The sequence below is a fragment of the Aeromonas sp. FDAARGOS 1402 genome (assembly GCF_019046925.1).
In the GTDB taxonomy this organism is placed as follows: Bacteria; Pseudomonadota; Gammaproteobacteria; order Enterobacterales; family Aeromonadaceae; genus Aeromonas; species Aeromonas caviae.
In genome coordinates, this window is sequence record NZ_CP077201.1 from 1,270,721 (window position 1) to 1,292,544 (window position 21,824).

General features: G+C 62.2%; 20 protein-coding genes and 1 tRNA gene. 10 read left to right on the forward strand and 11 right to left on the reverse strand.

The window, feature by feature from the left end; all coding sequences use genetic code 11:
• The first annotated feature begins 3 nt into the window (after positions 1–3).
• The 7 genes from I6L32_RS06075 (at position 4) to rraA (ending at position 8,918) form a co-directional block, all read left to right on the forward strand.
• Positions 4–1,092, forward strand: a complete 1,089-nt coding sequence (locus I6L32_RS06075; protein ID WP_216944820.1) for an ABC transporter permease — start codon at positions 4–6, stop codon at positions 1,090–1,092.
• Positions 1,093–1,388: 296 nt separating this feature from the next.
• Positions 1,389–3,935 carry a nitrite reductase large subunit NirB gene (gene nirB / locus I6L32_RS06080; protein ID WP_216944821.1) on the forward strand — a complete coding sequence of 849 codons (2,547 nt, stop codon included), beginning with the start codon at positions 1,389–1,391 and terminating at the stop codon, positions 3,933–3,935.
• Positions 3,936–4,035: 100 nt separating this feature from the next.
• Positions 4,036–4,353 carry a nitrite reductase small subunit NirD gene (gene nirD, locus I6L32_RS06085; protein WP_029314869.1) on the forward strand — a complete coding sequence of 106 codons (318 nt, stop codon included), beginning with the start codon at positions 4,036–4,038 and terminating at the stop codon, positions 4,351–4,353.
• Positions 4,354–4,489: 136 nt separating this feature from the next.
• Positions 4,490–5,302: a nitrite transporter NirC gene (nirC, locus tag I6L32_RS06090; RefSeq protein WP_216944822.1), complete on the forward strand. Its 813-nt coding sequence runs from the start codon at positions 4,490–4,492 to the stop codon at positions 5,300–5,302.
• Between the two features lie 12 nt (positions 5,303–5,314).
• On the forward strand, positions 5,315–6,721 hold the full coding sequence (cysG, locus tag I6L32_RS06095; RefSeq protein ID WP_216944823.1) for a siroheme synthase CysG: 1,407 nt from the start codon (positions 5,315–5,317) through the stop codon (positions 6,719–6,721).
• 132 nt (positions 6,722–6,853) lie between these two features.
• Entirely contained in the window at positions 6,854–8,278 is a 1,425-nt protein-coding gene (gene mgtE / locus I6L32_RS06100; protein WP_045522860.1) for a magnesium transporter, read from the forward strand.
• 154 nt (positions 8,279–8,432) lie between these two features.
• Entirely contained in the window at positions 8,433–8,918 is a 486-nt protein-coding gene (rraA, locus tag I6L32_RS06105) for a ribonuclease E activity regulator RraA (protein ID WP_010676045.1), read from the forward strand.
• Positions 8,919–9,189: 271 nt separating this feature from the next.
• On the opposite strand, the gene I6L32_RS06110 is transcribed toward rraA, so the two are convergent.
• The 3 genes from I6L32_RS06110 to I6L32_RS06120 form a co-directional block, all read right to left on the reverse strand.
• Positions 9,190–9,864 carry a 7-cyano-7-deazaguanine/7-aminomethyl-7-deazaguanine transporter gene (locus tag I6L32_RS06110; protein WP_103261660.1) on the reverse strand — a complete coding sequence of 225 codons (675 nt, stop codon included), beginning with the start codon at positions 9,862–9,864 and terminating at the stop codon, positions 9,190–9,192.
• Positions 9,865–10,008: 144 nt separating this feature from the next.
• On the reverse strand, positions 10,009–10,296 hold the full coding sequence (locus I6L32_RS06115; protein WP_041211964.1) for a DUF3630 family protein: 288 nt from the start codon (positions 10,294–10,296) through the stop codon (positions 10,009–10,011).
• 10 nt (positions 10,297–10,306) lie between these two features.
• Positions 10,307–11,734 (reverse strand): YdiU family protein, encoded by a 1,428-nt coding sequence (locus tag I6L32_RS06120; RefSeq protein ID WP_216944824.1) that lies wholly within the window; start codon positions 11,732–11,734, stop codon positions 10,307–10,309.
• 104 nt (positions 11,735–11,838) lie between these two features.
• On the opposite strand from I6L32_RS06120, the gene I6L32_RS06125 reads away from it, so the two are divergent.
• The gene (locus tag I6L32_RS06125) at positions 11,839–12,141 is read left to right on the forward strand and encodes a cytochrome c (RefSeq protein WP_043153448.1); all 303 of its coding nucleotides are present in this window, start codon (positions 11,839–11,841) and stop codon (positions 12,139–12,141) included.
• A 99-nt stretch (positions 12,142–12,240) separates the two neighbouring features.
• Here the strand turns inward: I6L32_RS06125 and recQ are convergent, their stop codons facing one another.
• Positions 12,241–14,076: an ATP-dependent DNA helicase RecQ gene (gene recQ / locus I6L32_RS06130; RefSeq protein ID WP_039039660.1), complete on the reverse strand. Its 1,836-nt coding sequence runs from the start codon at positions 14,074–14,076 to the stop codon at positions 12,241–12,243.
• Positions 14,077–14,207: 131 nt separating this feature from the next.
• Between recQ and I6L32_RS06135 the strand changes: the two genes are divergently transcribed.
• Together I6L32_RS06135 and I6L32_RS06140 are read left to right on the forward strand one after the other, a co-directional pair.
• The gene (locus I6L32_RS06135) at positions 14,208–14,672 is read left to right on the forward strand and encodes a thioesterase family protein (RefSeq protein ID WP_039039661.1); all 465 of its coding nucleotides are present in this window, start codon (positions 14,208–14,210) and stop codon (positions 14,670–14,672) included.
• A gap of 123 nt (positions 14,673–14,795) precedes the next feature.
• Positions 14,796–15,323, forward strand: a complete 528-nt coding sequence (locus tag I6L32_RS06140) for a hypothetical protein (RefSeq protein WP_010676052.1) — start codon at positions 14,796–14,798, stop codon at positions 15,321–15,323.
• Positions 15,324–15,558: 235 nt separating this feature from the next.
• On the opposite strand, the gene I6L32_RS06145 is transcribed toward I6L32_RS06140, so the two are convergent.
• From I6L32_RS06145 to I6L32_RS06175, 7 genes are all read right to left on the reverse strand, one after another.
• Positions 15,559–15,635 (reverse strand) — tRNA-Pro (locus I6L32_RS06145).
• Between the two features lie 140 nt (positions 15,636–15,775).
• Complete coding sequence (locus I6L32_RS06150) at positions 15,776–16,501, reverse strand: MOSC domain-containing protein (protein WP_202043270.1); 726 nt, start codon at positions 16,499–16,501, stop codon at positions 15,776–15,778.
• A gap of 48 nt (positions 16,502–16,549) precedes the next feature.
• A complete protein-coding gene (locus tag I6L32_RS06155) occupies positions 16,550–17,392 on the reverse strand; it encodes an ABC transporter permease subunit (RefSeq protein ID WP_010676054.1) in 843 nt (280 codons plus the stop codon).
• Positions 17,389–18,294 carry an ABC transporter permease subunit gene (locus I6L32_RS06160; protein ID WP_010676055.1) on the reverse strand — a complete coding sequence of 302 codons (906 nt, stop codon included), beginning with the start codon at positions 18,292–18,294 and terminating at the stop codon, positions 17,389–17,391. Before I6L32_RS06160 ends, I6L32_RS06155 begins: the two co-directional genes overlap by 4 nt.
• Positions 18,291–19,445: a polyamine ABC transporter ATP-binding protein gene (gene potA, locus I6L32_RS06165; protein WP_010676056.1), complete on the reverse strand. Its 1,155-nt coding sequence runs from the start codon at positions 19,443–19,445 to the stop codon at positions 18,291–18,293. The genes I6L32_RS06160 and potA overlap by 4 nt, the downstream gene beginning before the upstream one ends.
• 76 nt (positions 19,446–19,521) lie before the next feature.
• A complete protein-coding gene (locus tag I6L32_RS06170) occupies positions 19,522–20,607 on the reverse strand; it encodes a polyamine ABC transporter substrate-binding protein (protein WP_043153440.1) in 1,086 nt (361 codons plus the stop codon).
• Between the two features lie 117 nt (positions 20,608–20,724).
• Complete coding sequence (locus I6L32_RS06175; RefSeq protein ID WP_029314872.1) at positions 20,725–21,822, reverse strand: polyamine ABC transporter substrate-binding protein; 1,098 nt, start codon at positions 21,820–21,822, stop codon at positions 20,725–20,727.
• Between the last annotated feature and the right edge of the window lie 2 nt (positions 21,823–21,824).

A 21,824-nucleotide genomic window follows, 5' to 3' on the forward strand; every position in this document is an offset into this window, starting at 1 on the left:
CCCATGCTGATCCGACTCTGGTGGCTGATCCGAAAAGAGCTGCAGGCCCTGATGGGCAATACTCAGGGGCGCTTTCTGCTCATCATGCCGGTGCTGCTGCAGACCGCCCTCTTCCCGTTCGCCGCCACCCTGGAGGTGACCGGCAACACGCTGGCCATCTACAACCAGGATGGCGGTGCCCAGAGCCGCGAGCTGCTGGAGCGCCTTACCCATATGCCCGCCTTCACCACCATCATCCCGGTGCAAGGCGAAGCGGGCATGACCGAGGCCATCACCGAGCAACAGGCACTGCTCGGGCTGATTATTCCGGGGGATTTTTCGCGCCGGCTGGCGCGGGGCGAACCGGCCAGGGTGCAGCTGATCATCGACGGCCGCCGCTCCAATGGTGGTCAGGTGGCGGCGGGCTACATCAGTCAGGTGATCGCCCGCTGGCAAAGTGAGGGCAAGGGGCAACCCGAGCTGGCGGTACGCAACCTCTACAACCCCAACGTCGAGTTCCACTGGCATATCCTGCCGGCGCTGGTGGCCATCATCACCACCACCGGCTGTCTGATTGTCACCGCCCTCTCGGTGGCGCGGGAGCGGGAAGAGGGCACCTTCGACCAGCTGCTGGTTTCCCCCCTCACCGCGGGCTGGATCATGGCAGGCAAGGCGGTGCCCGGCATCCTGGTGGCGGTGGGACAAGGGTGCATAGTCGCGCTGGCCGCCCGCTTCGTCTTTCACCTCCCCTTCGCGGGGAGCCTCAGTCTGCTGCTGGCGGGCATGGTCTGCTACGGGCTGGCGCTGGCCGGGATCGGGCTCTTCATCTCGTCGTTCTGCTCGACCCAGCAGCAGGCCTTTCTCGGGGTCTTCTCCTTCACCGTACCGGCGGTGATCCTCTCGGGCTACATCTCGCCGGTGGAGAACATGCCGCAGGTGTTCCAGTGGCTGGCGGCCATCGACCCCCTCACCCACTTCATCGTGCTGCTCAAGGGGGTCTTCCTCAAGGGGTTCGACTGGTCGGCCGCCTGGCCCCTGCTCTGGCCGCTGCTCGCCATCGCCGGCGTCACCCTGTCGCTGGCGCTCGCCATGTTCCGCCGCCATATCGCCTGACGTGCCGCCTTGATCAGCTGATGCCGGTCTCGCCCAGTGCGAGACCGGCCTTTTTCCGACATAAGTTTTCACTCTCCGGCAGTTGGTAAACCGGGCTTACCCTCCACCATCCCTCACCCCGAGCTAACGCAGAAATTATTAACTGGTATACCTATTTTTGTATAGTGCTGAATTTTCTCGAATTACCCCTGAGGAGATATATAAATAGACACTTGATTTGCATCAATCGCCCACCCCTGCCGACTGGGTAGCCTAGCCCCAGAATGATGTTTTATTACTCCAAACTTGAGGCAACTATGAGCAAAGTCAGACTGGTCGTTGTGGGCAACGGCATGGTGGGGCACCGCTTTATCGAAGAGCTGATCGAGCGGGCCGACCCGGGCCGCTACGAGATCACCGTCTTCGGTGCAGAACCCCGTCCCGCCTACGATCGCGTCCATCTCTCCTCCTACTTCTCCCATCACACCAGCGAAGATCTCTCCCTCGTCAAACCCGGTTTCTACGACAAGCACGGCATCCGCCTGCTGCTCGGCGAAGCGGTGAAAAAAATCGACAGGGCCAACCGCGAAGTGCACTCCAACAAGGACACTGTGGTCGGGTACGACAAGCTGGTGCTGGCCACCGGCTCCTACCCCTGGGTGCCGCCCATCCAGGGCAGCCAGCACCACGAGTGCTTCGTCTATCGCACCATCGAGGATCTGAAAGCCATCCGCAGCGCCGCCAAGAGCGGCAAGAGCGGGGTGGTGATCGGGGGCGGTCTGCTTGGCCTCGAAGCCGCCGGTGCCCTCAAGGCGCTGGGTCTCGAAACCCACGTGGTGGAGTTTGCTCCTGTGCTGATGGCCGAGCAGCTCGACGGTCAGGGCGGCCAGCTGCTGCGCCGCAAGATTGAATCCATGGGCGTGCAGGTACACACCAGCAAGAGCACCAGCGAGATCCTGATGCATGGCGGCGAGCAGGCGAAACACCGCCTCGCCTTCGCCGACGGCAGCCAGCTGGAAGTGGACGTGGTGGTCTTCTCCACCGGCATTCGCCCGCAAGATACCCTCGGCCGTTACGGTGATCTCGCCATCGCCGAGCGCGGCGGCATCGTCATCGACGATCACTGCCTCACCTCCGACCCCGACATCTACGCCATCGGCGAGTGCGCCGCCTGGCAGGGCCGCTTCTTCGGGCTGGTGGCGCCGGGCTACAAGATGGCCCAGATCACCGTCGACCATCTGCTCGGCGGCGACAGCCGCTTCGAAGGGGCGGACATGAGCGCCAAGCTCAAGCTGCTCGGCGTCTCCGTCGGCTCCATCGGTGATGCCCACGGCCGCACCCCGGGCAGCCACAGCTATGTGTTCCAGGACGATCAGGCCGGCGTCTACAAGAAGATCGTGGTGAGCGAGGACAACAGCCGATTGCTCGGCGCCGTGCTGGTGGGTGACGTGGAAGATTACGGCAACCTGCTGCAGATGATGCTCAACGCCCTGCCGCTACCGAGCCACCCGGACACCCTGATCCTGCCCGCCTACGCCGGTGCTAAGCCGACGCTGGGGGTGGATGCCCTGCCGGAAAGCGCCCAGATCTGCTCCTGCTTCGACGTCTCCAAAGGCGACATCGCCAAGGCGGTGGCCGAAGGTCACACCACCCTTGCCGCCATCAAGCAGCACACCAAGGCCGGTACCGGCTGTGGCGGCTGTGTGCCGCTCATCAGTCAGGTGCTCAACGCCGAGCTGGTGAAGCAGGGCATCGAGGTCAACAACCACCTCTGCGCCCACTTCCCCCACTCCCGTCAGGAGCTGTTCCATCTGGTCAAGGTGGAGGGGATCAAGAGCTTCGACGAGCTGCTGGCCAAACACGGTCAGGGCTATGGCTGCGAGGTGTGCAAACCGACCGTCGGCTCCATCCTCGCCTCCTGCTGGAACGAGCATGTGCTGAGCCCGCGCAACACCCCGCTGCAGGACACCAACGACATCTTCCTCGGCAACATGCAGAAGGACGGCAGCTACTCCGTCATCCCGCGCATGGCCGGTGGCGAAGTGACCCCGGAGGGGCTGCTGGCGGTGGCCGAAGTGGCCCGCGACTACCAGCTCTACACCAAGATCACCGGCGCCCAGCGCATCGGTCTGTTCGGGGCCCAGAAGGATGACCTGCCCGCCATCTGGCGCAAGCTGCTGGCAGCCGGATTCGAGACAGGTCAGGCCTACGCCAAGGCACTGCGCATGGCCAAAACCTGCGTCGGCAGCACCTGGTGCCGCTTCGGCGTACAGGACAGCGTTGGCCTCGGGGTCTTCCTCGAGAACCGCTACAAGGGCATTCGCACCCCGCACAAGATGAAGTTCGGCGTCTCCGGCTGTACCCGCGAATGTGCGGAAGCCCAAGGTAAGGATGTCGGCATCATCGCCACCGACGCGGGCTGGAACCTCTATGTGGGCGGCAACGGCGGCATGAAGCCGCGCCACGCCGACCTGCTGGCGTCTGACCTCGACCGAGAGACCCTCATCAAGCTGATCGACCGCTTTATGATGTTCTACGTCACCAGCGCCGACAAACTGCAGCGCACCTCGGTCTGGCTCGGCAATCTGGAAGGGGGCGTCGACTACCTGCGCGAGGTGATCGTCGACGACAAGCTGGGGCTGGCCGAGACGCTGGAGCGCGATATCCAGACCCTCATCGACAGTTACGAGTGCGAATGGTCGCGCACCCTTAATGAAGAGGAGGCGCTCAAGCGCTTCAGCCACTTCATCAACAGCGACAAGCGCGATCCGGACGTTCAGTTCGTCAGCGAGCGCGACCAGCACAGACCCGCCACTCCGGCCGAGCGCATCCCCGTCTACCAGATCGAGGTGGAGACCAAATGATGAAATTAGCCTGCCAACTCAACGGCATCCTGATGGGCTGCATGGACGTTTGCGCCCTGCTCGATAGCCAGTCCATCCAACTCGAGGTGGAGATTAAGCGATGAAACTTGCCTGCCAACTCAACGACATCCTGCCGGGAACCGGCGTCTGCGCACTCATTGAGGGTCGTCAGATCGCTCTGTTCCGCCCGAGCGCGGCCGCCGAGGTGTTCGCCATCGACAACCGGGATCCCTTCTTCGCCGCCAACGTGCTGTCGCGGGGCCTGATTTGCGAACACGACGGCGAGCTCTGGGTGGCCAGCCCGCTCAAGAAGCAGCGCTTTCGCCTGAGCGACGGCCACTGTTTCGACAACCCTGAGATGTCGGTGCAGAGCTACCCCGTTGAAGTGCGCGACCAGCAGGTCTGGGTCGCCGTCTAACACCAGACCCCACCCCGGCCCTCCCCTTCACAGGGGAGGGAGCAAAAAGCCCCTCCCCCTTGACAAGGGGGAGGCAGGGAGGGGGTTCAAAAACAGTCAGGGCTGCCCGCGGGCGGCCCTCTTGAAGGAAACAAAGATGTATACCGAAACCATCAACAAGTGCGCCGCCAACGCGGCCCGCATCAATCGCTTCGAGCGCAGCGACAAGCTCGGCTTCTGGCTCAGCTCGGCCATGGCGGGGGCCTATGTTGGCCTTGGCATCATCCTCATCTTCACCCTGGGCAACCTGCTGGATCCCGCCATCCGTCCGCTGGTGATGGGGGCCACCTTTGGCATCGCCCTGACCCTGGTGATCATCGCCGGCTCCGAGCTGTTTACCGGCCACACCATGTTCCTCACCTTCGGGGTGAAAACGGGCAAGATCAGCATGGCCGACCTGCTGCGCATCCTGCCGCAAACCTGGGCCGGCAACCTGCTCGGCTCCATCGCGGTGGCGCTCATCTACTCCTACGGCGGCAGCCTGCTGCCGGACGCAGGCAGCCTGGCCCACAAGGTGGCGCTGGCCAAGACCCAGGCACCGGCGCTGACCCTGTTTATGAAGGGGATCCTCTGCAACTGGCTGGTCTGCCTCGCCATCTGGATGGCGCTGCGCACCGAGGGTGCCGCCCGCTTCATCGCCATCTGGTGGTGCCTGCTGGCCTTCATCGCCTCCGGCTACGAGCACTCGGTCGCCAACATGACCCTGTTTGCCCTCTCCTGGTTTGGTGCCCATTCCGAGGCCTACACCCTGGGTGGCATCGGCCACAACCTGCTGTGGGTGACCCTGGGCAACACCGTCTCCGGCGCCCTCTTCATGGGCCTCGGCTACTGGTATGCCACCCCCAAGGCTGAGCGCCCGGTCGCTGTGAGCGAGACCGCCACCACTGCCAGCCAGACCCAAACCGCCTGATCAGGAGGCCCCATGGACTACTTGCCCATCTTTTGCCGACTCGACAACAAACCCGTGCTGCTGGTCGGCGGCGGCGAGGTAGCACAGCGCAAGGCGCGCCTGCTGCTGGATGCCGGTGCCCAGCTCACCGTGGTCGCGCCCGAGCTCGACCCCGAGCTGGCAGAGCTGGCTGCCAACGGCAGCATCGAGTGGCTGGCCGGTGAATTCGCGCCGGCACAACTGACGGGCAAGTGGCTGGTGGTGGCCGCCACCGATCGGCGCGAGGTGAACGCACTGGTCTACCAGAGCGCCAATCAGGCGCGGATCTTTGCCAACGTCGTGGATGACCCGAAACGCTCCAGCTTCATCATGCCGTCGATCATCGACCGCTCGCCCCTGATGGTGGCCATCTCCTCCGGCGGCAAGGCACCGGTGCTGGCCCGGCTGCTGCGGGAAAAACTCGAGGCCCTGCTGCCCCAGCATCTGGGCGCCGTCGCGGCCTTCGCCGGCAGCCTGCGGGAGCGGGTCAAGGCCCGCTTCGCCAGCATGGGCGAGCGGCGCCGCTTCTGGGAACGGCTGCTCGGGGCGGACCGGCTCGGGCAGGCACTGGCACGGGGCGATAGCGCCTCTGCCAATCAGCTGGCCGACAGCCTGTTTGCCGACGAAAGCCAGAGCGGTGGCGAGGTGGTACTGGTGGGGGCAGGCCCCGGCGATCCGGGCCTGCTCACCCTGCACGCCCTGCGCCAGATGCAGCAGGCGGACGTGGTGGTCTATGACCGGCTGGTCTCCGACGAGGTGATGGCGCTGGTGCGCCGCGACGCCAAGCGCATCTTCGTCGGCAAGCAGGCGGGCAACCACTGCGTGCCGCAGGAGGGGATCAACCAGCTGTTGCTGGAGGAGGCGAAGAAGGGCCAGCGGGTGGTGCGGCTGAAGGGGGGCGACCCCTTCATCTTCGGCCGTGGCGGCGAGGAGCTGGAGACGCTGGTCGGCAGCGGCATCGGTTTTCAGGTGGTGCCGGGGATCACGGCGGCCAGCGGCTGCGCGGCCTACGCCGGTATTCCGCTGACCCACCGCGATCACGCCCAGAGCGTCCGTTTCGTCACCGCCCACGGCAAGGGGGGCGCCCGGGATCTCGACTGGCCGCTGCTGGCCAAGGACAAACAGACGCTGGTGTTCTATATGGGACTCTCCTCCTGCGCCACCATCCGCGAACAGTTGCTGACCCACGGCAAGGGGGGCGACACCCCGGTGGCGCTGATTGAGCGTGGCACCCAGCCAAGCCAGCGGGTCATTCGCGGTACCCTCGATCAGTTGCCCGCGCTGGCGGTGGGCGTCGAGAGCCCGGCGCTGATCATGGTGGGATCTGTTGTGACCCTGGCGGACCAGCTTGCCTGGTTCGGGCAAGGAGGCGCCGCCGACGCGGCCCTGGCCTCGGCCTGATCGCTGCATCTATTCCAACGCCACCCTCGGGTGGCGTTTCTTTTTCTGCATTTACTGTCATAACCTCTTGTTTTGAGTCTGGTATCCTATGGGGACTGTCCGCCGGATCACCGAATTCAGGAATTCTGCTTCATGTCCCTCCCCCCCAAGAACAGCGCTAAACAGCGTGAACACGACAGAGCCCGCATCCTCACGCTGCTGCTGGCCGATGACGCCCTCACCGAGAGCCTGCTCGACCCGCAAGGGGAGCAGGACGCAGAGCTGCGGGACCAGACCAGCGAGCTGACCCGGCTGGTCAACAGCCTGCCCGCCGCCGATATCGCCGATGCGCTGGAGTCCCTGCCGCCGGACGAGCGCCACGTGCTGTGGCAGCAAGTGGATGCAGACAAGCACGGCCAGATCCTGGTGGAAGCGTCGGAGACGGTGTGGGACAGCCTCATCAGCGGCATGAGCGACAAAGAACTCCTGCACGCCCTGAGCACCCTCGACATCGACGACCAGATCTACCTGGGCCAGCACCTGCCCCGCAACCTGATGGGGCGGCTGCTCACCTCCATGGCGCCGGTGGACAGGGACAAGGTGCGGGAGGTGATCCGCTACGGCAAGCACACGGTCGGCGCCATGATGGACTTCGAGCTCATCACGGTGCGGCCCGACGTGACCCTGGCCACCGTCCAGCGCTATCTGCGCCTGCGCGGCCAGATCCCCGAGAACACCGACAAGCTGTTTGTCACCGATCGGCGCAACCGGCTGCAGGGGGAGCTACCCCTCACCGCCGTGCTGCTGCACAAGCCCGAGACCCTGGTGAGCGACGCGATGGAGAAGGATCCGGTCACCTTCGATCCGGAAGACAACGACGAGGCCGCCGCCCGCACCTTCGAGCGGGACGACCTGGTCTCCGCCGCCGTGGTGGATGCCAGGGGCAAGCTGATGGGCCGGCTCACCGTCGCCGAGGTGGTGGATCTGGTCTATGAAGAGAGCGACACCGATCTGCGCCGGATGGGGGGGATCAGCGAGGAAGAAGACGTGTTCGCCCCCGTATCCAAGGCGGTCAAGACCCGCTGGGCCTGGCTCGCCATCAACCTCTGCACCGCCTTCGTGGCATCGCGGGTGATCGGCCTGTTCGAGCACACCATCTCCCAGCTGGTGGCACTGGCGGCCCTGATGCCCATCGTCGCCGGGATCGGCGGCAACACCGGCAACCAGACCATCACCATGATAGTGCGGGCGCTGGCGCTGCAGCACATCCAGACAGGCAACGTCTCCTTCCTGCTGTGGCGCGAGCTGGGGGTGGCCCTGATCAACGGCCTGGTGTGGGGCGGCATCATGGGCATCGCCACCTTCCTGCTCTATCAGGATGCGGCGCTGGGGGGCGTGATGACGCTCGCCATGATCCTCAACCTGCTGGTGGCGGCCCTGATGGGGGTCATCATCCCCATGACCATGAGCCGGCTGGGGCGCGACCCGGCGGTGGGGGCCAGCGTGATGATCACCGCCATCACCGACACCGGCGGCTTCTTCATCTTCCTGGGGCTGGCGACCCTGTTCCTGCTCTAGGGCCCGAGGCTGACCGTCTGCGGCTCCTGCCATGACGCGGGGCCGCTTTCGCGCAAAAACGGCATTTCCCGCCACTGGGCAAGGAATAGTCGTTGAAATGCCAACCCCACTCCTTATACTGGATCCACCTGTTTCCAGCGGTGGATCTGACACAATGGAATACAACACTTCAGAACTGTGCGACATCTATCAGGACATGGTGGATGTACTCGAACCCATGCTCTGCTCCTTCGGCGGCCGCGCCTCTTTCGGCGGCGTCATCACCACAGTCAAATGCTTCGAATCGAACGGTCTTATCCGTGAACTGGTCAAGGAGAACGGCGTTGGTCGCGTGCTGTTGATCGACGGTGGCGGCTCCATGCGTCGTGCCCTGATCGACAGCGAGATCGCCACCACGGCAGCGGAAAATGAGTGGGAAGGGATCGTCTGCTACGGTTGCGTCCGTGAGGTCGATATCCTGGAAGATCTCGACATCGGCATTCAGGCCCTGGCGGCCATTCCGGTGGGCGCCGACAGCAAGGATATCGGGGAAACCGATCTGCCGGTCAACTTCGGCGGCGTCACCTTCCTGCCGGATGACCACCTCTATGCCGATACCACAGGGGTGATCCTCTCCCCCGATGCCCTCGACATCGAGTAAATAACGCTGAGTGAAAATGGGAGCCCTGGCTCCCATTTTTTATGCCCGCTGATGGCGGAAAAGACGCAAAAAAAAGAGGGCCAGTAAACTACTGGCCCCTTAACTGGAAGCAATGTGAGCAATGTCGTGCCTTCACAAGAAGTCCATCACGTTGGAACAAATGAAGTCTTTCCCGGAAAACAAGGTAACAATAATCATTCTCATTTAACTGTGCAAGCCTTATTTGCGAAGATCGCAAAAAAATTGACCACCCATGGGGGGGTCAATCTCATCAGGCTTGTCGCGTAGCAGCTTGCAGGTCAGCCAATCCGGCCTCCCCCACCAGCTTGCGGCTGAGATAGCGCAGCAGCACACCGTAAAGCGGCACAAACAACCCCAGACTTATCAGCAACTTGAATACGTAATCCACGGTCGCGATCTCGACCCAGTGCTCGGCCATGAAGGGATCCGTGCTGCGCCAGAAGGCGATGCTGAAGAAGGCGATGGTATCCACCAGATTGCCGAACAGGGTGGAGGCCGCCGGTGCCACCCACCAGGCTTTCAGCAGGCGCAGGCGGTTGAACACCACCACATCCATGAACTGGCCCACCAGATAGGCCATAAAGCTGGCTAACGCGATCCGGGCAACAAAGAGATTGAACTCTGCCAGATTGCCCACCCCCTGGAAGCTCCCTTCGAAGAAGAGCACCGAGAGCACGTAGGACACGGTCAATGCCGGCAGCATCACGGTCTGGATGATCTTGCGCGCCAGGCCGGCGCCGAAGATCCGCACCGTCAGATCGGTGGCCAGGAAAATGAACGGGAAGCTGAAGGCACCCCAGGTGGTGTGGAAGCCAAAGATGGTGATCGGCAGCTGCACCAGGTAGTTGCTGCTGGCAATGATCAGGATGTGGAACAACGAGAGACGCATCAGTGCCGTCTGGTACTGAGCCGGAGTCAGGTTCATATTGTGACCTTTTTGGTTAATGGGGTTAGGGAACCCATATCGCCACCATGGCGATAATCAAGGGGCGAGATTATACGCCCCAAAATTGATAGTTCAATCTTTATGCGGTTATCTCAAGGGATTGACTCGCATCGCACGCCAAGCTCACTCCCGGGACTGCCGAGCCAGCCAGAGCAGCGCCTCCGCGTCGTCCGGCTGCACCGCCGCCAGCCAGCAGCCGCTGTAATGCTCGTACTCGAGCCGAAAGCGGCTGCCTTCAAACTCCAGCAGCCAGCTGTGGCGATCCGCCCCCCACTCCCGCTCGAGGGCCGCCAGCTCCCACTCCTGCAACAGGGCCTCGGCCAAGGTCGGGAAGCTGTCCCAGTCAAGGCCCGGGCAGGTCAGCATCACCACCCCGGCTTCCCTGTCTGTCTGCGTGATACGCCAGTTCATCTGTGGTTCCTCAACTGCTGCACGAGAGCTCGCCCCCGCAATACCAGCCCGGATGCGGAGTGGCGAGATCCTCGTATGCCGGTTGCTCATCATAGGGATGCTGCAGGGCCGCAAACAGCCGCTCGAACGGCGCCATGTCGCCCTGCTCTGCCGCCTCGATCACCTGCTGGGCCAGCGCGTTGCGCAGCACATACTTGGGATTGACTGCATCCATCTGCCCCTTGCGCACGCCATCCTCGCTCCCTTCCCGGGCGAGGCGTGCCCGATAGACCTCAAGCCACCCCTGCCAGACGGCAGGATCCGGCAACAGGGCCAGCAGGCTGGCGGGCCACGCTCCCTCTCGCGTCACCTCACCGAGACGTCGCAGGAAGAGGTGGTAATCCACCTTGTGCGCCGCCAGCAGCCGGAACAACTCGCGGAACAGCGCCGGATCCTCCTCTTCCCACACCGCCAGCCCCAGCTTGGCGCGCATCAGCTCGGAGTAGTGCAACATCAGCTGGTGCTCGTACTGGGCCAGGGCCGACGCGAGCGCGTCGCCATCCACATGGCCGGCCAGCGCCTGTGCCAGCTTCTGCAGGTTCCAGTATCCGACCGCAGGCTGCTGATCCAGCGCATAGCGACCATCCGGATCCGAGTGGTTGCAGACGAAGTCCGGCACATAGGCGTCGATGAAACCGTAGGGGCCGTAATCCAGGGTCAGCCCGAGCAGGGACATGTTGTCGGTGTTCATCACCCCGTGACAGAACCCCGCCGCCTGCCACTTGGCGATGAGCCGCGCGGTGCGGCGCACTACTTCGGCAAACAGCTCGGCGCCATCGGCCAGCTCGGGGAAGTGGTAACGCCGCACATAGTCGATGAGGGCGGGGATCTTCTCCCCCTGCCCGCTCCAGGCGAAATACTCGAAATGACCGAAGCGCAGATGGCTCGGCGCGGTGCGCAGCACGGTCGCCCCGCTCTCCACCTGCTCCCGGTAGACAGGCTCGTCACTGCCCAGCAGCACCAGAGCCCGGGTGGTGGGAATGCCGAGGGCATGCAGCGCCTCGGAAGCCAGGTACTCGCGAATGCTGGATCGCAGCACGGCACGGCCGTCGCCAAAGCGGGAGAATGGCGTCTTGCCCGCCCCTTTCAGGTGCAGGTCCCAGCGGCTGCCATCCGGCGCCAGCTGCTCCCCCAGCAGCAGGGCGCGGCCATCCCCGAGGCGCGGGCTGTAACCACCGAACTGGTGGCCCGCATAGACCTGGGCCACCGGCTGCATGCCCGGCAGGGACTGCCCCTGGCCGCAACAAGCGAGCCACTGCGCCTCGCTCACCTCCCCAAACCCCAGCTCACCAAGCAGCGCACGGTTCAGATGCAGCAATCTGGGGCCATGCAGCGGCTGCGGGGCAACGGGCTCGCAAGCCCAAGGGAGTTCGGTGGCAAAAGTGTTGATCAACTTCATGGTGATGGAGGTTGTCCCTGCGTATGCTCGTGTCACTCTTTATACCGCCGTCGGCTCGTCGAGGCTAACAGGCGATCACGATTATTCATTTCAAGGAGAAGACGATGCCAAAGTGGGTCTATACCCTGCCCCTGCTGGCGCTTGCCTGGGGCCATCAGGCCAAGGCGGCCGACATAGACGCAGGCAAGGCCAAATCCGTGGTCTGTGCCGCCTGTCATGGCGCGGATGGCAAGGCGAGCGTCCCGACCTACCCCCACCTCGCGGGCCAGAACCAGGCCTATTTGCTCAAGCAGATGAAAGCGTTCAAGGAGGGTTCCCGTACCGAGCCGCTGATGGTTCCCTTCATGGCGATGCTGACCGAGGCGGACATGGAGAATCTGGCAGCCTATTACGCCAGCCTGAAATAATGCATGGCGCCGACCAACGGGCGCCTTTCCACTGTTTGTTGTGCCAGCCTACCGGCCTGGGCCTGCAGCGGTCGATGACAAGGTCTACCTGGGCCGACCCTACCGGCGGCAGTAGTCGATGATCAGGTCCATAAAGGCCTCACCGAAGCGCTCCAGCTTGCGGTGACCGACACCGTTGACCGCCAGCATTTCCTCCTCGGTCATCGGCATGAGCTGTGCCATCTCAACCAGGGTGGCGTCGTTGAACACCACATAGGGCGGCACCTCTTCATCCTCGGCGATCTGCTTGCGCAGGGCGCGCAGCTCCTTGAACAGCCGCTTGTCATAGTTGGCGTTGTCGAGCAGGCCGTTGCGCTTCTCCTTGCGACTGGAGATGGGCTGCAGGCGGGGGACTGCCAGTTCAAGCTTCATCTCGCCACGCAGCACGGGTCGAGCCGCTTCGGTCAGCTGCAACACCAGATTGCGGGTGATGTTCTGGGTCAGCAACCCCTTGTGGATCAGCTGGCGGATGACGCTCATCCAGTATTCGTGGCTCTGATCCTTGCCGATGCCGTAGGTCGACAGCTTGTCGTGACCGTGATCCTTGATGCGCTGGTTCAGCGATCCGCGCAGCACCTCCACCACATAACCCACCCCGAAATTCTGTCCCACCCGCCAGACGCAGGAGAGCGCTTTCTGGGCGTCTTCGGTGCCGTCATAACTCTGGGGCGGATCGAGGCAGATGTCGCAGTTGCCGCACGGCTTGTCGTTGTACTCGCCGAAGTAGTTGAGCAGCACCTGACGGCGGCAAGTCTGCGCCTCGGCGAAGGCCGCCATCACGTTGAGCTTGTACTGCTCCACCTGCAACTGCTGTGGGTTTTCGATGTTGTCGAGCAGCCGGCGCACCCGACCGATGTCGGCGGGATCGTAGAGCAGCAGCGCCTCGGCCGGGGTGCCGTCGCGCCCGGCACGGCCGGTTTCCTGATAGTAGGATTCGATGTTCTTCGGGATGTCGTAGTGCACCACGAAGCGCACGTTGGGCTTGTCGATGCCCATGCCGAACGCCACCGTCGCCACCACGATCTCGATGTCATCCTTGAGGAAGGCCTCCTGGGTCTGCTGACGCAGCTCCAGCGGCAGACCGGCATGATAGGGTGCCGCCTTGCAGCCGTGACGGGATAGCCGCTCGGCCACCTCCTCCACCCGATTGCGGCTGGAGCAGTAGACGATGCCGCAGTTGCCCTTCTGGCTCTGCACGTAGCGCAGCAGCTGCTCCGCCGCCTTGAACTTTTCCACCAGGCTGTAGCGGATATTGGGCCGATCGAAGCTGGCGGTGTGGATGAAGGGATCGTTCAGTTCCAGCCGGTGCAGCATGTCGCTGCGGGTCGCCTCGTCGGCGGTGGCGGTGAGCGCTACCACCGGCACCTGGGGGAACCACTGCTTGAGCCGTCCCAGCGCCGCGTATTCCGGCCGAAAATCGTGCCCCCACTGGGAGACGCAGTGCGCCTCGTCGATGGCGAACAGGCCGAGGGGCAGCTCCGCCAACCGGTCCATGAACTCGTGCTGCAGCAAACGCTCGGGGGAAACATAAACCAGCTTGATCTCGCCCCGGCGCATGGCGGCGAAGTTCTGGATCATCTCTTCCCGGCTCAGTGCCGAGTTGATGTAGACCGCCGCCACGCCGTTGGCGCGCAGGGTGTCGACCTGATCCTTCATCAGCGAGATGAGGGGGGAGACCACCACACCGAGCCCGGGTCGCAGCAGCGCCGGGATCTGGTAGCAAAGCGACTTGCCGCCGCCGGTGGGTTTGAGCACCAGGGCATCGCGCCCCGCCACTATCTGCTCGATGATCTCGAGCTGGCCCGGCCGAAACTGCTGATAGCCAAACACCGCCTGCAACAGGGCAAGGGGATTCTCTGGCTGAGGGTCAGGCAGGGTTTCGGCAATGACGGTCATGGGCTCTCCTTTGGGGTCGCCATTCTAAAGCAGCCGCCGCCCACAATAAACCTGCCATTGCGAGTGTTAAGGAAGTGTTGCAGACTGGCTGGTGTTTTTACTCGGCTTTGATGACAGGGCGGACTCAAGGAATGAAACAGATGCTCAAGAAGATGGCGCTCAGTGGCATAGCCAACCTGTTCGCCGAAAAGATGCCCTTCAACAAGCTGATCGGCATGCAAGTCACCCACTACGACTTCGATAAAGTGGAGCTGCGCATCAAGATGGAACAGAAGCTCATCGGCAACCCTTTCCACAACATACTGCACGGCGGCGTCACCGCCAGCCTGCTCGACGTGGCGGGCGGCATGATAGTCGCAGCCTCCTGCATCGACGAGCTGGAGGACTTCTCCCCCAGCTATCTCAAGGAGCGCTTCTCGCGGCTTGGCACCATCGATCTGCGGGTGGACTATCTTCGTCCCGGTCGCGGCAACGAGTTCATCGCCACCGCCCACATCATCCGGGCAGGCAGCAAGGTCGCGGTCGCCCGCATGGAGCTGCACAACGAAGAGGGCACTCACATCGCCTTCGGCACGGGGACCTACCTCGTCGGCTAATGGTTTTTATTGCATAAAAAGTGCGCTTCTAAGCTGATTTTAATCATTAGAATTCTTACCCCCTCCTCCGCTCAGGGTCCATACTGAAAGTCGGGATTCTGTGCAGAGGGAGGATTGCAGACGATGAGCGCGATACTGGCTACCCAACCATCCAGAGCCTTGCTGACACGACTTGAGGCCATGCGCGAAGAAGTGCAGACCCCAGAGTGCCGTCACTGGTTGGAACAGGAGCTGGAGGGGTATTCTCTCTGTTCACCCCTGCCCTGGTATCGCATCATTGCCTGTCGGCAACGCGGTCACTTCCTGAATCTGAAGACGGGAAAATATCTGACTTGCCATATCGGCAGCCAAACGCTAAGCCAACGCGACCTGGCCCAAGTTCAGTTCATCTATGCCCGTGAACCCGCCGCCCACTATTTACTGCGTCACGATTCCCATATCGAGCCCTGGCCGGAATCGCTGCTGGAAGCGTATCGAGAGCAGCTGATCCCTGGTCATCTCTGCCTGCAAGCCTGGCATGAGCCCGTGTCTTCGCTGCGTTCACAACTGATGGAGGGAATAGCACATTTCATTAGTGAGTACCCCAAGCATGCGGCCCTGCAAACCCAACACGGTTTCAAGGCATTGCGGCATCAACACTGGCATATCTGAATGAGCGCCTGGGGCGCAAGGAGGGCACCATCGACAAGACCCATAACGAGATTGTCACAATCTAGAGTGCCGGAGTCAGGATAAGACTCCACCAGTGGGGCCACCGAGCGGTGGCCCTTTTAGTTGGGCAAATGAGGAAGATCGGAGCAGGAGCAGCAATCGACAATGGAAATGTCAGCTTTGCTTCAACAAACCAAATGCGAAAAGGCCGCTCATTGAGCGGCCTTTTCAAATGTGGTCGGTGTGAGAGGATTCGAACCTCCGACCCCTTCGTCCCGAACGAAGTGCGCTACCAAGCTGCGCTACACACCGATGTCTGCGGGGCGAGAATTTACCGAAAGCCCCGACCCGACACAAGCCTTTTTTTGCATTCACTCTAAAAAAATGGCTTTACGCTCAATAATTCAGCTAGTCGCAGCAAAAATCGCCACAAGGTATCTTTCCGCCTGCCTTCAGCCCTGTCGAGGCAACCTGAACTCGGTCGGCCCCAGCAAACGCCGGCTCCAATCCGCCACCACACCATGTTCAAGCCAATGGGCCGCATGCTGGCGCCAGTTGGGAGAGAGCGCCGGGTTCTCCAGCAGCAGTTGCAGATCTTCCTCATTGCGGGCCTGGTTGAACAGGATATCGGCGGTGCGCTTCACCGTCAGCTCAGGGTAGGGTCTGTCCACCAGTGTCAGCTCCCCCTGCGGATCCACCCTTCCCTCTTCCAGCACCCGCAGCAGCCAGCCACAGCGACCACTCAGCTGCATCACCTGGGAGAGCTGGCCATAGCCAAAGCGCTGGTTGAGCTTGAAACAGGGGGATCTGGGCTGGCTTATCTGGATCAGCGCCTCCCCAAGTCGATAGACATCGCCGATGCAGGCCTGCGCCTCCGTCAGCCCCGAACCAGAGAGATTCTCGCCAAAGGCGGCAGGCTGCCAGGGTGTGCGTGGTACAGGCAGTCCCAGCGCGGTTTGCCAGGTTTTCCACCAGGCGTAGTGCTCCGCAGGGTAATGGTGCAGGGCTCGATCCGGGCCGCCATGATGGCGTCTGTCACTCTGCTCATCTCCGCGAAGGCCGAGGAAATCGCACCACAGAGGGGCGTCGGCAGGCTGCTTGTGGATGGCACTGATGAGGCCGGGGGCCTGCTCTGGGTTCAGTTCGGCGCTCTGGCCGATGAAGAGGGAGATCCGCATTCCATTCTCCTGACGGATGGGGGAATGCGGATCTTATCACGGGGCAAGTCAGGCAACTGCCTGCATCTGGGTGGTCATGGCGATTTCGGCACGGCGGCGTTTCTCCGCCCGGGCCATCAGATACCAGCTACCGAAGGTGAACAGGGATACCGACAGCAGGATCAGACTCGCGATGGCGTTGATCTCGGGCTTCACGCCGAGACGCACCGCCGAGAACACCTCCATCGGCAAGGTGGTCGAACCCGGGCCGGAGACGAAGCTCGCCAGCACCAGATCATCCAGCGACAGGGCGAACGACATCATGCCACCCGCCGCCAGCGACGGGGCGATCATCGGGATGGTGATCAGGAAGAACACCTTCCAGGGCTTGGCACCCAGGTCCATGGCCGCCTCCTCGATGGAGAGATCCAGCTCCCGCAGCCGCGCCGACACCACAATCGCCACATAGGCGGTACAGAAGGTGGTATGTGCTATCCAGATGGTCAGCATGCCCCGCTCCGCGGGCCAACCCACCAGCTGGGCCATGGCCACGAACAGCAGCAGCAGGGAGAGACCGGTGATCACCTCGGGCATCACCAGCGGCGCCGTCACCATGCCGCCGAACAGGGTCCGGCCACGGAAGTGCGGGATCCGGGTCAGCACGAAGGCCGCCACCGTCCCCAGCGCCACCGCCGCGATGGCGGTGTAGAAGGCGATCTCCAGGGAGCGGAACACGGACCCGATCAACTGTTTGTTGTCGAGCAGGCCGAAGTACCACTTGAGCGACCAGCCCCCCCACACCGTCACCAGCTTGGAGGCGTTGAAGGAGTAGATGACCATGATGATCATGGGCAGGTAGATGAACAGCAGCCCCAGCCACAGCATCAGCTTGGCAAAACCGAAACGTCTCATGCCTTGCCCTCCAGCTCTTTGGCCTGGTTGCGGTTGAACAGGATGATGGGAATGATCAGCACTGCCAGCATCACCACCGCCAGGGCGGAGGCCACCGGCCAGTCACGGTTGTTGAAGAACTCCTGCCACAACACCTTGCCGATCATCAGGGTCTCCGGGCCACCCAGCATCTCGGGGATGACGAACTCGCCCACCACCGGGATGAAGACCAGCATGCAACCGGCGATGATGCCGTTCTTGGAGAGTGGCACCGTGATCTGCCAGAACCGGGTCAGGTTGCGGGCACCCAGATCGGAGGCCGCCTCCAGCAGGCTCTGGTCGTGCTTGACCAGGTTGGCATAAAGCGGCAGCACCATGAACGGCAGGTAGGAGTAAACGATGCCGATATAGACCGCCAGGTTGGTATTGAGGATCTGCAGCGGTTCGTCGATCACCCCGATGCCCAGCAGGACGCTGTTGAGCAGGCCGTTGTTGCTGAGGATCCCCATCCAGGCGTAGACCCGGATCAGGATCGCCGTCCAGGTCGGCATCATGATGAGCAGCAGCAGAACGGTCTGGGTCTCCTTGTTGGCCCGCGAAATGGCGTAAGCCATGGGATAACCGATCAACAGGCAGAGCAGGGTGCTGACCAGGGCTATCTTGAGGGACCCAAGATAAGCCGCGATGTAGAGCTCATCCTCCTGCAGCAGCAGGTAGTTGCCCAGGTTGAGCAGTATGGTGAGCTGATTGTCTGCCCAGCTCACCACGTCCGTGTAGGGCGGGATGGCCACGTCCGCTTCGGCGAAGCTGATCTTCACGACGATGATGAAGGGCAGCAGGAAGAAGAGGAACAGCCAGAAGAAGGGGATGCCGATGACCAGCTGCCGCCCTCCCACCTGTTTGAGTCGTCTCAATGCCTTCATGATTGCAGCACCACGCCGCTGTCATCTTCCCAGTAGAGGAACACCTGGTCATCCCAGGTCGGCCGTTTGCCGTGGCGTTCGGCATTGGCGATGAAAGCCTGAACGATTTTGCCCGAGGGCAACTGGATGTGATACACGGAATGGCCGCCCAGATAGGCGATGTCATAAACCTCGCCCTTGGTCCAGTTGAAGTCCGGATGCTCGATCTCTTCCGGCTTTTGCAGGCTCATCAGCAGTTTTTCCGGACGCAGGGCATAGGTGACCTTCTTGTTCTCCGCCCGGGAGCTGATGCCGTGACCCACATAGATGGGCTGCTCCAGATCCGCACAGGCGATGATGGCGTGGTCCTGCTCATCCTCCACCAGCAGGCCGTCAAACAGGTTGACGTTGCCGATGAACTCGCACACCAGCCGGCTGGCCGGGGTCTCGTAGATGTCCATCGGGCTGCCGATCTGCTCGATGCAACCGAGGTGCATGATGGCGATCCGCTCGGCCATGGTCATGGCTTCTTCCTGATCGTGGGTCACCATGACGCAGGTCACACCCACCCGCTCGATGATCTCGACCAGCTCGAGCTGCATGGTGGAGCGCAGCTTCTTGTCCAGCGCCCCCATGGGCTCGTCCAGCAGCAGCAGCTTGGGACGCTTGGCCAGGGAACGGGCCAGGGCCACCCGCTGACGCTGACCACCGGAGAGCTGGTGCGGCTTGCGGCGGGCGTACTGGGTCATCTGCACCAGCTTGAGCATCTCTTCCACCCGGGCATCGATCTCCGCCTTGGGCAGGCCATCCTGCTTGAGGCCGAAGGCGATGTTCTGGGCCACCGTCATGTGGGGGAACAGGGCGTAGGACTGGAACATCATGTTGATGGGGCGTTCATAGGGCGGCATGTCGGTAATGTCGACGCCGTCGAGGAACAGCCGTCCTTCCGTGGGTCGCTCGAACCCGGCCAGCATCCGCAACAAGGTGGACTTGCCGGAGCCGGACCCACCCAGCAGGGCGAAGATCTCGCCCTTGTGGATGTTGAGAGACACGTTGTCGACCGCCAGCGTTTCGTCGAACTGCTTGCTTACCCTGTCTATTTTGACCAGCACTTCTTTACGCTGCTGGCTGCCCTCGAGGGCTTTCTTGTAGGCACTGGAGGCTATCGCCATTACCAAACTCCCAAAGGTGATTCCGGCCTGGGCCGATCCATCAATACAATCTGGCGCCCCGGGATGGGCGCCAAGGTTAGGTTCCGGATTTGATCTTGGTCCAACTCCGGGTGATCAGGCGCTGCACCGAGCGGGGATGTGCTTCCTGCACATACAGACGCTCAAGCACCGCCTGGGGGGGATAGACAGACTCGTCCTCGCGCACGGCCTTGTCCATGAACTCTCCCGCCTTGATGTTCGGGTTCGCGTAACCCACATAGTCGCTCACCTTGGCGATGACCTGCGGTTCGAGAATGTAGTTGATCAGGGCGTGAGCCTCTTTCACGTTGGTGGCATCGGCCGGGATCGCCATCATGTCGAACCAGAGATTGCCACCCTCCTTGGGGATGCTGTAGGCAATATTGATCCCCTTGCCCGCCTCCTCGGCCCGGGACGCCGCCTGCAGGATGTCGCCGGAGAAACCCGCCGCCACGCAGATGTTGCCGTTGGCGAGGTCACCGATGTACTTGGAGGAGTGGAAGTAGGCCACATAGGGGCGCACCTTGAGCAGCTGCTCTTCGGCCCGCTTGATATCCGCCGGCTCATGGCTGTTGGGGTTGAGCCCCAGGTAGTTGAGGGCAGCCGGGATCATCTCGTCCGCCGAATCGAGGAAGGCCACGCCGCACTGGGAGAGCTTCTTCATGTTTTCCGGCTCGAAGATGGTCGCCCAGGAGTCAATCTTGTCGACACCCAGCACTTCCTTGATCTTGTCGACGTTGTAGCCGATGCCGTTGGTGCCCCAGAGGTAGGGCACGGCGTACTGATGGCCCGGATCCACCTTCTCGAGCTGCTTGAGCAGCATGGGGTCCAGGTTGCTCAGGTTTGGCAGCAGGGTGAGGTCCAGCTTCTGGAAGGCCCCCGCCTTGATCTGCTTGGCCAGGAAATTGTTGGAGGGCACGACCAGATCGTAGCCGGTGCGTCCGGTCAGCAGCTTGCCTTCCAGCGTCTCGTTGGAGTCAAACACGTCGTAGACGGTCTTGATCCCGGTCTTCTGCTGAAAGTCACTGAGGGTGGTCTCGCCGATATAATCGGACCAGTTGTAAAAATGAACCACAGGGGCTGCCTGGGTCAGATTTGCAAACCCCAGGGTCAGGGCCAGCGTTGCCATCTTGGTCATGTGCACTTATCAGTCCTCATTTGTGTGATTTTGCCAGTCGCGCATCCATACGCGCCGTCCAACCTGTCGGGTGGTCACCACCCTCCCGGCCGAACTGCGGACCGGGAGGGGTACTCGTCACTCTTACTTGCCTGACTTGATCTTGGTCCAGCTGCGGGTCATCAGACGCTGCACCTTGGCCGGCAGATCCGGGAAGGTGTAGATCTTCTTGAGGGTATCCGGCGTCGGGTAGATACCCGGGTCGGTACGGATCGCCTCGTCCACCAGCGGCGTGGCCGCCTTGTTGCCGTTCGGGAACTGCACCACGTTGGTGATGTTCGCGATCACGTCCGGCTTCATCAGGTAATTGATGAAGGTGTGGGCCGCCTCGACGTTCTTGGCATCCGCCGGGATGGCGATCATGTCGAAGAAGCTGCCTGCCCCCTCTTTCGGAATGGTGTAAGTCAGGCTGACACCGTTCTTGGCCTCGGCGGCACGCGCCTTGGACTGCTGCAGGTCACCGGAGTAACCGACCGCCACGCACAGGTTGCCGTTGGCCAGATCCGAAATGTACTTGGAGGAGTGGAAGTAGGCAGTATAGGGACGGATGGAGAGGAACAACGCCTCTGCCTTCTTCAGCTCATCCGGCTTCTGGCTGTCCGGCTTGAAGCCCAGGTATTGCAGGGCGGCCGGCAGCATTTCGGTCGGCGAGTCGAGGAAGGAGACACCGCACTCCTTCAGCTTGGCCATGTTCTCCGGCTTGAACACCAGATCCCAGGAGTCCACCGGGGCATCGGCCCCCAGCACGGCCTTCACCTTCTCGGCGTTGTAGGCATAGCCGATGGTGCCCCACAGGTAAGGGATGGAGTATTGGTTGCCCGGATCGCTCGGTTCGAGCGCCTTGAGCAGGTCGACGTCCAGGTTCTGCCAGTTGGAGAGTTTGGACTTGTCCAGCTTCTGGAAGACACCTGCCTTGATCTGCTTGGCCAGGAAGGGGTTGGACGGTACGACGATGTCATAGCCCGACTTGCCTGCCAGCAACTTGGCTTCCAGCACTTCGTTGCTGTCGAACACGTCGTAGACCACCTTGATGCCCGTCTCCTTCTGGAAGTTTTCCAGCGTATCCGGCGCGATATAGTCGCTCCAGTTGTAGACGTGCAGCACCTTCTCGTCGGCCATCGCCCCGGTACTCATCATGACCAGCGCCACGGAAGCAGCCATCATTCCCTTTTTAAAAGACATAG